This window comes from Slackia sp. (genome assembly GCF_977041755.1).
Genome location: NZ_CDRRGL010000071.1, coordinates 1 through 10,175 on the forward strand (window position 1 = coordinate 1; position 10,175 = coordinate 10,175).

Below are 10,175 nucleotides of genomic sequence, written 5' to 3' on the forward strand. Positions count from 1 at the left end.
CGGTCGTTGCGTCCATTGTGGCCCCTTCGCGTGGGTAATTTCGTTCGAAGCTATCATACGTCTCGCGGCGCCGCTTGGGCGCAGATAGTAAGAATCGCTAGAGCCCTGCTATTGTTATGGGCGGCTCGCCTATATGAAGGCTCGATTGTTTCAGGCGCGGCTCGGTGGCGACGGGTTTTCGGCGGGGCGATGGCCGGCCGTCGTCGACTGGGGTTCGTCGTTGTCGGCAGCAAAGGCGGCCTTCCTTCATGGCGCTATGGCAGCGTCGTGAGTTCGCGCGTGCTTGGCTTCGCCGCTGCGCTTGATGCCGTAAGCGTATTTTTACTCAAATTGATATCGTATAGGTATCATATCCTTGCCACCGGTCGAACGCGGTGCTACTATGCGCTCGCGAAAATAACGAAGGGGGTCGCATGAAACGACGCGTGATCTATATTGACGAAGAGAAGTGCACGGGCTGCGGTTTGTGCGTGCATGCATGCCACGAGGGCGCGATTGGCTTGGTGGGCGGCAAGGCGCGCCTTTTGCGCGACGATTATTGCGATGGACTGGGCGATTGCTTGCCTGCGTGCCCCGAAAATGCCATTGAATTCATCGAGCGCGAGGCTGCGGCCTACGATGAGGCAGCCGTGATTGCCGAGAAAATGCGTCGTGCACAGGCCGAGACTCATGCAAGCATGCCCGCGGGCGGCTGTCCTGGTTCCATGGCGAAAATGATTGTGCGCGAAGCCGAGCCGGGTGTGGTGTCGGAAAGCGGCCAAGCTGCTCCTGCCCATGGCGTGAACAGCGCTTCGAATGCGTCTTCGTCCGAAAATCTGTTTCCGGCGCCTGCGGGCGGTGTCTCAACAGTGGTGAACGTGCCTGCGCGCCTGTCGAACTGGCCTGTGCAAATAAAGCTCGCGCCTGTGAATGCCCCGTATTTCCAAGGCTGCGATTTGCTTGTGGCTGCCGATTGCACGGCGTTCGCCTATGGCGCCTTCCACGAAGACTTCTTGAAGGGTCGCGTGTGCCTTATTGGCTGCCCGAAGCTCGATGGCATAGACTATACCGAAAAGCTTGCGCAGATTATCGCTGAGAACAACGTGCGAAGCGTTCGCGTCGCACGCATGCAGGTGCCGTGCTGCGGCGGCCTTGAGCAGGCCGTGCGCCGCGCAGTGGCAATCGCGGGTTCTCAGAATGGCGCTGGTGCTGCTGGCGCCATTGGTGCGGTGGCGTCGAGCATCCCCGTTCAGATCGACGTAATTTCGTCTGACGGACGCATTGTTGCGGTGGGGTAGCTGGCGGTGGCTGCTTCCTCGTTGGAAATTGTAGGAATGCGAACGGCCACAAGCCACGCAAGGAACAAGGCCATCGCGCCCAGAACTGCCCATGCGATGACGTTGCGCATGAAAAACGCGCTTACACCCATAACGGCATACGAAAGGCCGAGCATCTGAAGTTTGCGCGCAAGTGTGATGCCGCCGCGCTCTTTGAACGGTTTGACATACGCGCCATACACGCGGGTTTTGCAAATCCAGGCATGCAGGCGCGGCGAGCTTTTTGCGAACAGGAACGTCGCCAAAAGCACGAGGGGCGTTGTGGGCAGTAGGGGAACGAATACGCCGATGCATCCAAGGGCGAGGCTTATCCAGGCGATAACGAGGAAGAAGATTCTTTTCACAGCTGGCCTTTCGGTCGGTTGCAAGGGCGCTCGTTGCGACCCTTTCATAACGGTTAAGTTTGCTATCGGAAACAAACTTAACTAATGCTAACAAAAGAATATAAAGAATTCGACCGTTGAATGACGTATTTTTGGGGAAGCGGAATACGAAGCCTCGTGTATGCGGGATGCGGGACTTGATTTAAGCTGCATTCCCATATATCGCTCGCAATATGAAGCCCGCCTGGAACAATGGTTTTGCTCCAGGCGGGCTTTGCTGTTGTCTGATTAGGATTTCGCCCTCTCGACGGGCCGCGCTCCCTTGGCAGCGCTGCGTTTTCCCAATGAAAGCTGAATTCGCTCGACGAGGGGTCCATTCGCCCAATGACGCGCGCTGACTCGGGCGTTCAACCGCTATCGCGCGTTTTTGAGCATTTCCTTTGCGTGGGCAAGCGAGGTCTCGCTTGCGTCGCCCGAAAGCATGCGGGCGATTTCGCGAACGCGTTCGTCTTCGCCAAGCTCGCAGAGCGTGGTTTCGGGAATCGCGGCCTCGGCGGCGTTTGCGTCTTCGCTTTCGTTGGGGGCCGCCCCTGCGGTTTTCTTCACCATGAAATGGCGCTCGCCGCGCACGGCCACCTGGGCGAGGTGGGTCACCACGATCACCTGGTGCGTTTTTGCCAAATCGGCCAGCACGGCGGCCAACGCCACCGCGACCGAGCCGCCTACGCCGGCATCGACTTCGTCGAACACGAGCGTGTCGCGCGCGTCGGCCTCGCCCAGCACAACTTTGCAAGCGAGCATCACGCGGCTCACCTCGCCGCCCGAGGCAATGCGCGCAAGCGGACGCGGCGTCATGCCTGTGCCGGCCCGATACATGAATTCGACCTTCGAGGCCCCTGCGCGCGTCCATTGCGCTCGCTCAAGGGGGTCGACGTGCACGAGGAGCTCGGCGCCGCCCATCTCCAAACGGGCCATTTGTGCGTTCACTTGCTCGCCGAATTTCGGGGCGGCTGCGTTACGCGCGTCGTCGAACGCTTTGGCGGCCTCGACGAGCTTCGCTTCGGCGGCGGCGTGGGCGATTTCGGCCTGGGCGATCACGCGCGAGGAATCGTCGACCGACTCGATGAGTTTGGCGGCAGCATCGCGACGCTCGATAACGTCTTCCATGCGCGGCCCGAAGGCGCGCATAAGGCCTTGCAGGGTGCTTGCGCGTTCTTGCAGGCGTTCAAGGGCATGCGGGTCGTGATCGATGCCGTCGCGGTACTCGCGCAAATCGCGCGAGGCGTCTTCAAGAATATAGGACGCGTCGGTGAGCGACGAAACCAGGGGTTCGAGTGCGGCGTCGGCTGTCGTGAGCGACTCGAGTGAGGCGATAGCAGAATTTACGGCCTCAATTGCGCCTCCGTCGCCTGAAAGGCCCCAATATGCGCCGTCGCTTGCCTGGGCGAGCGCTTCGGCGTTTTCAATTCTGGGGAGTTCCGCCATAAGCTCGTCGTATTCGTCGAGCGTGGGGTTTACCTCATCGATGCGGGCGAGCGTGAAGCGCGCCTCTTCGAGCTGCGCGGCGGAGGCCTGCGAGGCTTCGCGAACGCGGGCAAGTTCTGCTGCTGCAGCCTGTTCGGCGTTGAAAGCTTCGATGTAGGCCGCTTTTGCGCTTGCAATCGCATCGCCCGCCCACGCGTCGAGCATGGCGGCGTGGTTTGCGGGCTTCAAGAGGTGTTGGTGCTCGTGCTGGCCGCATAAATCGACGGTGGCGCCCAGCTGCTCGGCAAGCTGGCGCACGGTGGACATGGAGCCGTCGATGCTCACGCGGCTGCGCCCGTCGGCGGAAACCTTGCGGCATGCGATGTGACCGTCGTCGGCGTTGTCGGCATCGGCTGGCAAGAAGAAGCGGCCTTCGACCACGGCGCCCTGCGCGCCCTCACGCACGGTAGAGGCGTCGGCGCGCTCGCCCACAAGCAGCTTGATCGCCGAAAGCAGTGCGGTTTTGCCGGCGCCCGTTTCGCCCGTGACCACCGTGAGGCCCTGCGCGGGCGCGAACGTCGCTTCGCGAATAAGGGCGACATTTTGCACGTGGAGCTCGTCGAGCATGGCGAAACCTTTCTCGAATGCGCCGCCGCACGCTGCGACGGTCAGGTGCCGTCCATTATAGGCTCTTGGGGTGCGAGGTTGCGTGCGGCGCGAAAACCAAAGGGAAACGGTGAAAGTGCGCGAGCGCGGCGGCGCGGCGGCGAGCTCTGTGCGTGCGAAGACGCGCTATGGTCGTGCGCGAAACCCGAGCGCGATTTCTCGCGCGGAACGAGGGCAACAAAAAAGCCCACTCGGTTGAGCGGGCTGTAGAGATAAATTGAGGCCCGGAGGGGAGCCGAGCCTCACACAAGGAGGGGATGAACGACGCTTCAGATCGCGTCGGTTCAAAATCTGCTTTGGGGAAGCAGGCAAGTAAAGGAGGGGAGCCTTTCGCTTGCAGGGCAAAAGTATACAGGTCGCTATTTGAGAAGTTGTGACCATGAAGTGTATGGTTTGTGGAACGGGACAGTTTTGAACTTACGTTCCGAGAAATTCCATAAGCCACGCCTATATATTCTTTTTTACGAGTGAAATATATAAGTAGCGCCTATAGGAAATATTTAAGAAACCGAATGCCGTCGAAAAAAGGGACAGAATAAATAATACGTGGTAAGAAAGCGATGAAATTGCATATATGCACGAATCGCGACTGTCTCCATGCGCCAATGCGCGCCACAGCATTGAGGATTTGATTAGCAAAAATGCCCATTGCTTCTAAAAACCGCAGGTCAGCAACGCGTAGTTGGGATAATGAAGCCGGTTGAGCGTCTTTATGGCGATCTGCGGGCGTGTCTTTGCGCTACAAAGCCGATTCGGTGTGGCTGCGGGCACTGCGACGCGTGCACTGCGATGCGCGCGATTTTCCGCAACGGCACCGTTATGCGATTGCGATTGGCGTTTACGTGTCATTATGGTGGGCGCTCGTTGCAAAGAATCGCTTTCGTTTCGTTCCCAGGAAAAGGAAAAGGCCCGTTCGGACGAGCGGGCCTAAGAGAGAACTTGAGGCCCGGAGGGGAACCGGGCCTCACACAAGGAGGGGGTGTACGGTGCTTGATCTTGGGAGGTGCACCGGTACGTACTGCTTTGGGGTAGCAGGCAAACTGGGAAGGGGACCCCGCGTTTGCAAGGCAAAAGTATAGGTACGGGTTTTCAAGAAGTTGTGAGACGGTTTTGAATGACTTGTGTACGCAGGGCACCTGTGCTCGACAAGATGTAAAAGGCCTGATGGGAGCCATAAAGCAACACCTCACATAATGAGGGTGAATTAGACATAATCTAAAAATGTGTATGCGTTTGTGAAGGGCTTTTGAAGCGTCATTAAAAAGCTTCGCCGTTCGCCGCTGCAAAACGACCGTTTGCCGCAGCGTCATTTTGAGCCGCTTTTTGACTTGTGAAGCGCGCTTGCGCCACTTTTCGGGAAAGCGGCCCTTGCAGGCGCTCCGTTCGCCGCGTTGCAACTATACTCAGGGCATTGCATTAGCCGCGCCGCGCGCGCTTTTGCCGTGTTTCGCGCCGCGTTCGCCACGTCCGAAAGGGGCTCTTATGGCCGATATCGAATTGCGTTTTCACAAAGACATGCTCGTGCTTTCCGCCCCGCTCGCGTTCGCGCTCGCGAACCAAGGCGTCGACATGGAAACCGAAGCTGAATATATGAGCTTGGTTGAGCCGGAAACTATGCGAGATGCGCTGCGCCTTGAATCGATGGCGGGTGCGCAGTGCTTGGTTGCCGAGACCGATATTTGCGAGGCGCGCCTGGCGCACAAGCGTATGGAAGATCGCGCTCAAGAACTTGCGCAGGCGGCTATTTCTCATGCGCGCGCGAATGCGCCGCAGCATGTGCTGTGCGAAGTTGGTCCGTGCGGGCTTCCGCTCGATGCCACGTCGGCGATGTCGATGAAGCAGTGCGCGGCGCAATATGAAGGCGCGGCGCGAGCGCTCGTCGAGGGCGGCAAGGAAGCCATGGGGTCTCTTGCTGAAAGTGAAGGCGCGGGCTTCGATGCGGTTTTCTTGAACGGATTACGCAGCGCGGCCGATGTTCAGTGCGGCATCGAAGGCGTGCGCCGCGCGTATACGGGCCCGGTGTTTGTGTCGGTTGACGTGAATGAGAAAGGCGAGTTCGACGGAAAGCCGCTCGCTGAAGCGATCGAGGTGCTCGCGAAGGCTGACGTGATTGGCATTCGCAGCGCTGCTGCGCCCGAGGCGATTGCGGAAGTGGTGCGTGAAATCGCCGCTGCTACGCCGAAGCCTATTTTGGTGCAGGTGAGCGTGCGCCAGGCGACCGCCGCCGAGAAGCGCCGCGCATCGCTCGGCGCACCCATTCCCGAGAATCCCTATGCGCTGCCCGACTTCATGGCCGATGCGGCTGTGGTTCTGCGTGCAGCGGGCGCTCAGTTTCTGCGCGCGTGCGGCGAGGCGACTCCTGCATACACGGGCGCTTTGGCCGCAGGCGTTTTCGGCGCCGACAGCATTCGCTAATTGTTTGTCGGCAGGCCTGTCGGGACGTGCTAGGGATGTGCTAAATGCTCGCAGCGTTTAGCACATTGAACCGAGGCCGCCACAATGCGTCGAGCAACAAGGGATGTGCTAAACGCTGCGAGCATTTTTAGCACATCGGAGACGCGGGCGGCAACGGTCGCGCAGCGGCGGCCGCAACGGTTGTCGCGGCTTTGACGACAGCGGCGGCACCCGACCTGTTAAATGCTCGCAGCGTTTAACAGGTTTGAACACCACTGGTTCGGCTCGTCAAGCGCCACGCAACCTGTTTAACGCTACGAGCATTTAACAGGTTGCAACAGATGTCGCATATAAAAGAAAGGAAACCACTGCATGGCTTTGCTTGAGAGAAGCGATTCGTATGGCGAAATGCAGCGCGTTGTGGATTATCTCTTCAAGAACACGCCCATCGTTGAGCGGCTTGATGTGATTCTGGCGGCGGAAACGTTCGATGTGTGCGCCGACATGCGCGAAATCGTGGAGCTGCTGCCGCCGGGCGCGTATACGCGCATCGCTTTGTGCCAGCAGATGAACTCCTCGATTGCCGGTCATGGTTGGGGTTACACCTACGGCACTGTGGAGTAGGGCGGCGGCCTATCGCGCGAGCCCTAAACTAGCAAGTGCGCTACGCCAACGGCGTCGCTGAAAAGGGGAATCCCCGTGCAGGCCTCCGCTGCAGCCCTGTCCCCGGCCCGCGCGAGCCCCGCTTCCGACCTGCGTTGCAGCCGCGCTACTGGCTCGCACGACCCCGCGCCTCTCTATCGCGCCGCGGCTTTGCTGCATCTTTGCTTCGCTCTTGCTCCTCATTTACCAAGGTTTGCGCTCTTGCGCATTCAATGATATGGGGTGGGCCTCTCATTTTGGCTTCCAAGAAAGTTGCGCAACAGTCAAGCCTGCCATCAGGAGCGTTACCTACGGCCTATTGTGCGTAAAGTACCCTTTATGTGTGCAAGCGCGTTCTTTTGTTGCGCGGGTAGCATGGGCATATATAAAATATTTAAATTAGCGTCAAATACGCTGTGTGAGCTTTTAACGTTTGAGTGTTACGAAAGAAACTGAGTATGTCGGATTATTCTAACGATGACGGCGCGCCTTTGCCTCCGCGGAAAGGCTTGCACGCCAAGCCTGAGGACCTGGGCAGCCTGGTCACCGATTCGGTCCGGTCGCTTATCACTCAGCAGCCGGGCGAGCGTGATTCGCAGAATCGAGGTTACAGCCCCCAAGGCCCCTCGCCGTTTTCGCAACAGCAGGAGCAGCACCAGCCCGAGTGGCAGCAGGAAGAAGGCCAGGGCGCCTATCGGGCCGCGGGCGCGGCTTACCAGCATCGCATGCCGAGCGTGAACCAGTTCCACGAGGGCTTTCACGCGGGCGCGGTTGACGATTTCGACACCGACTTTGATGTCGGCCCCGACGGCAACGCCCCCGAGCACGACGGCGTGCGCCGCGTGCGCAAAAAGCGGCACAAAGGCCGCCGCATCGCGCTTATCGTGTTCGCGGTGCTGTTCACACTCATCGTGGGCAGTGGCATTGCGCTCGCCGCGTATGTAAGCTCGCTCAACGCGTCGATGGGCTTCGACGATAAGCAGGAAGAAGCCGAGCTCAAAGAAGCGTTGCAGCCCGCATCGGCGAGCGAATCGGCCACCGAGGAAAGCACCGCGTTCTACATGCTCATTTTGGGCAGCGACTCGCGCGACGATGGCGAAACCGCCAGTCGAAGCGACGTGACCATGCTCGCGCGCATCGACCCCGATAAGGGCCAGGTCGACCTCATCTCTATCCCTCGCGACACTATGGTGACCATCGATGGTCAGGGAAGGCAGAAGATCAACGCGGCGTATTCGTTCGGCGGCGCGTCGGGCGCGGTTGATGCGGTTTCGACGTTTGCGGGCGTGCCCATCACGCATTACTGCGAGGTGCACTTCGATGGCCTGCAACGCGTGGTCGACGAACTCGGCGGCATTTGGGTTAATGTTCCCGAAAGCTTCGATGCGGGTAACGGCGGCATGTCGTTCAACGCTGGCAACCAGCGCTTGAATGGTGCGCAGGCGCTCGCCTTCGCCCGTGAGCGCTACAACGTTTCGGGCGGCGACTTTGGCCGCGCCCAGGCGCAGCGCTTGGTGGTGCAGGGCATCATCAAACAGGTGCTCGCTTCGCCTCCGGGGCAGTTGCCGGGCCTTGTGAGCTCGCTCGCGTCGAGCATCAGCACCGACTTGTCAGTTACCGACATTGTGGCTCTTGCACAGCAGTTCCAAGTGGCAGACCTCACTTTGTATTCGGCGGTGTGCCCCAGCTATTCGTTTACGGAAGGTGGCGTGAGCTACGTGTGCCCCATGTTCAACGAATGGCGCGATATGATGTGTCGAGTCGATGCGGGCCTCGACCCTAACGACACCACGGCCGAAATTCCGCAGGCTCAGTCGAGCAACTTGAAGCTGGGCGCGGCAAGCAATTCGCCGGCACCGAAAAGCTACGATGCCCTGGTGGCAAATGCGGGCCTTACCACAAACGATGTGGCTCCTGAAGAGTAACAATCGCGGCATGCCGCGCTAACGAGAAAGGCAAACGAAATATGACTCTGCTTGAGCTCTTGCAGCTTTTGCGCAAGCACCTGAGGCTTGTGATCGCGCTCCCCTTGGTGTGCGCTTTGGTGATGGGAGTGTATAGCTACCTGTTCATGCCGAACTCCTACACCGCATCTACGAGCATGTACGTGTTGGTGAAGGGCGATTCGACGACGAAAACGTCCATGAGCCAAGATTTGTCGGCTTCTCAGATGATCGCCAACGACGTGTCGACCCTTATTGAGAGCGACACCGTGTCGAAGCAAACCGCCGAGGCCCTGAAAATGAAGAGCCTGCGCGATTATAAAATCAGCGTGTCCAGCGAAAACACGTCGCGCGTGATTTCGCTCACGGTGACCGGTGAAGATGCAGCCAGCACGGCGATCATCGCCAACGAGCTCGCGAAAAACGTTTCGAGCGTGGCTCAGTCGGTCATGGACGTGCAAAGCGTGAACGTGATTGACGAGGCCGTTACGCCCACGTCGCCGAGCGGCCCGAACCGCCTTATGTACACGGCGGTTGCGTTTTTGGCCGGCCTGTTCGTGGCCATTGCCATTGTGGTGCTCATGGACATGCTGAACACCCGCGTGCGCGGGGCCGAAGACGTGGAAGAGCTTTTGGGCATTCCCGTTATTGGCCGCATTCCGTCGATGAAGGGAGCGAAATAATCCATGGCTCGCAAGAAGTCGCAGAACCAGCAAGCGGTTCGAAACTCCATTAAAACTCTGCTCGCCAACATTCGCTTCGCAAGCGTCGACAATCCGGTGCGCACGCTGGTGGTAACGTCTACCGTGCCTAACGAGGGCAAGTCGACCATCACGGCGCAGCTGGCTCAGGCCATTGCCGCAGGTGGAAAAAGTGTGCTGGTCGTCGAATGCGACATGCGCAAGCGTTCGCTGGCGGGCATGTTCGATGTGCACCCCGAGGTGGGCCTGCACGCGGTGCTCGCCGACGAGGAGCCGCTGAGCCAGGCAATTGTGGCCCTGCCGCAGCAAGGCTTGTATTTCCTTGACGCCGAACCGCACATTCCCAACCCACCCGACCTGCTTTCCTCGAAGCGCTTCGGCCGCTTCATTGGCATGGTGAGCCGCGAGTTCGACTACGTGCTGTTCGACACGCCGCCGGTTGGTGCGTTCATCGACGCCGCCATTCTTTCTTCGCTGGTCGATGGCACGGTGCTCGTGGTGCGCGACAACTTCACGAAGCGCGACCAGGTGCGAGCCGCCTTTGAGCAGCTGCGCAAGGCCGACGCCAACGTGATTGGCGCCGTTCTGAACGATTGCGAAGTTGAGAGCAGCGAGTACTACTACGCGTACTACAACAAAGATGGCAAGCGCATGAAGCACGGTGATTCTTCGCCCGCCACCCCGCAAGACACGTTCGACATGGATTCGTCGATCGTGGTGCCGCAG

The 10,175-nt window shown here is 59.3% G+C and carries 8 protein-coding genes; 6 read left to right on the forward strand and 2 right to left on the reverse strand.

The features are described from left to right. The first annotated feature begins 413 nt into the window (after positions 1 to 413). Positions 414 to 1,277: an ATP-binding protein gene (locus ACWI8T_RS06265; RefSeq protein ID WP_449138322.1), complete on the forward strand. Its 864-nt coding sequence runs from the start codon at positions 414 to 416 to the stop codon at positions 1,275 to 1,277. Here ACWI8T_RS06265 and ACWI8T_RS06270 read toward each other — a convergent pair. Both ACWI8T_RS06270 and recN read right to left on the reverse strand, forming a co-directional pair. Then, positions 1,229 to 1,660, reverse strand: a complete 432-nt coding sequence (locus ACWI8T_RS06270) for a YbaN family protein (RefSeq protein ID WP_418949729.1) — start codon at positions 1,658 to 1,660, stop codon at positions 1,229 to 1,231. The genes ACWI8T_RS06265 and ACWI8T_RS06270 overlap by 49 nt on opposite strands. Positions 1,661 to 2,053: 393 nt before the next feature. Further along, positions 2,054 to 3,730 (reverse strand): DNA repair protein RecN, encoded by a 1,677-nt coding sequence (gene recN, locus ACWI8T_RS06275; RefSeq protein ID WP_449138323.1) that lies wholly within the window; start codon positions 3,728 to 3,730, stop codon positions 2,054 to 2,056. Positions 3,731 to 5,251: 1,521 nt separating this feature from the next. On the opposite strand from recN, the gene ACWI8T_RS06280 reads away from it, so the two are divergent. From ACWI8T_RS06280 to ACWI8T_RS06300, 5 genes are all read left to right on the forward strand, one after another. Beyond that, positions 5,252 to 6,184 (forward strand): homocysteine S-methyltransferase family protein, encoded by a 933-nt coding sequence (locus tag ACWI8T_RS06280; protein ID WP_449138324.1) that lies wholly within the window; start codon positions 5,252 to 5,254, stop codon positions 6,182 to 6,184. A gap of 351 nt (positions 6,185 to 6,535) precedes the next feature. Then, positions 6,536 to 6,787 carry a hypothetical protein gene (locus ACWI8T_RS06285; RefSeq protein WP_114616324.1) on the forward strand — a complete coding sequence of 84 codons (252 nt, stop codon included), beginning with the start codon at positions 6,536 to 6,538 and terminating at the stop codon, positions 6,785 to 6,787. 476 nt (positions 6,788 to 7,263) lie between these two features. Then, on the forward strand, positions 7,264 to 8,730 hold the full coding sequence (locus tag ACWI8T_RS06290; RefSeq protein ID WP_449138325.1) for an LCP family protein: 1,467 nt from the start codon (positions 7,264 to 7,266) through the stop codon (positions 8,728 to 8,730). Between the two features lie 41 nt (positions 8,731 to 8,771). Further along, positions 8,772 to 9,431: a YveK family protein gene (locus tag ACWI8T_RS06295; RefSeq protein ID WP_329936184.1), complete on the forward strand. Its 660-nt coding sequence runs from the start codon at positions 8,772 to 8,774 to the stop codon at positions 9,429 to 9,431. Positions 9,432 to 9,434: 3 nt separating this feature from the next. Further along, the coding region (locus ACWI8T_RS06300; protein WP_449138326.1) for a CpsD/CapB family tyrosine-protein kinase at positions 9,435 to 10,175 on the forward strand (741 nt) is incomplete at its 3' end.

Bases quoted from the DNA above. Each gene is read 5' to 3' on its own strand.
- ACWI8T_RS06290 (WP_449138325.1), top strand. From the start codon at position 7,264: ATGTCGGATTATTCTAACGATGACGGCGCGCCTTTGCCTCCGCGGAAA.
- ACWI8T_RS06265 (WP_449138322.1), top strand. From the start codon at position 414: ATGAAACGACGCGTGATCTATATTGACGAAGAGAAGTGCACGGGCTGC.
- ACWI8T_RS06285 (WP_114616324.1), top strand. From the start codon at position 6,536: ATGGCTTTGCTTGAGAGAAGCGATTCGTATGGCGAAATGCAGCGCGTT.
- recN (WP_449138323.1), bottom strand. From the start codon at position 3,730: ATGCTCGACGAGCTCCACGTGCAAAATGTCGCCCTTATTCGCGAAGCG.
- ACWI8T_RS06295 (WP_329936184.1), top strand. From the start codon at position 8,772: ATGACTCTGCTTGAGCTCTTGCAGCTTTTGCGCAAGCACCTGAGGCTT.
- ACWI8T_RS06280 (WP_449138324.1), top strand. From the start codon at position 5,252: ATGGCCGATATCGAATTGCGTTTTCACAAAGACATGCTCGTGCTTTCC.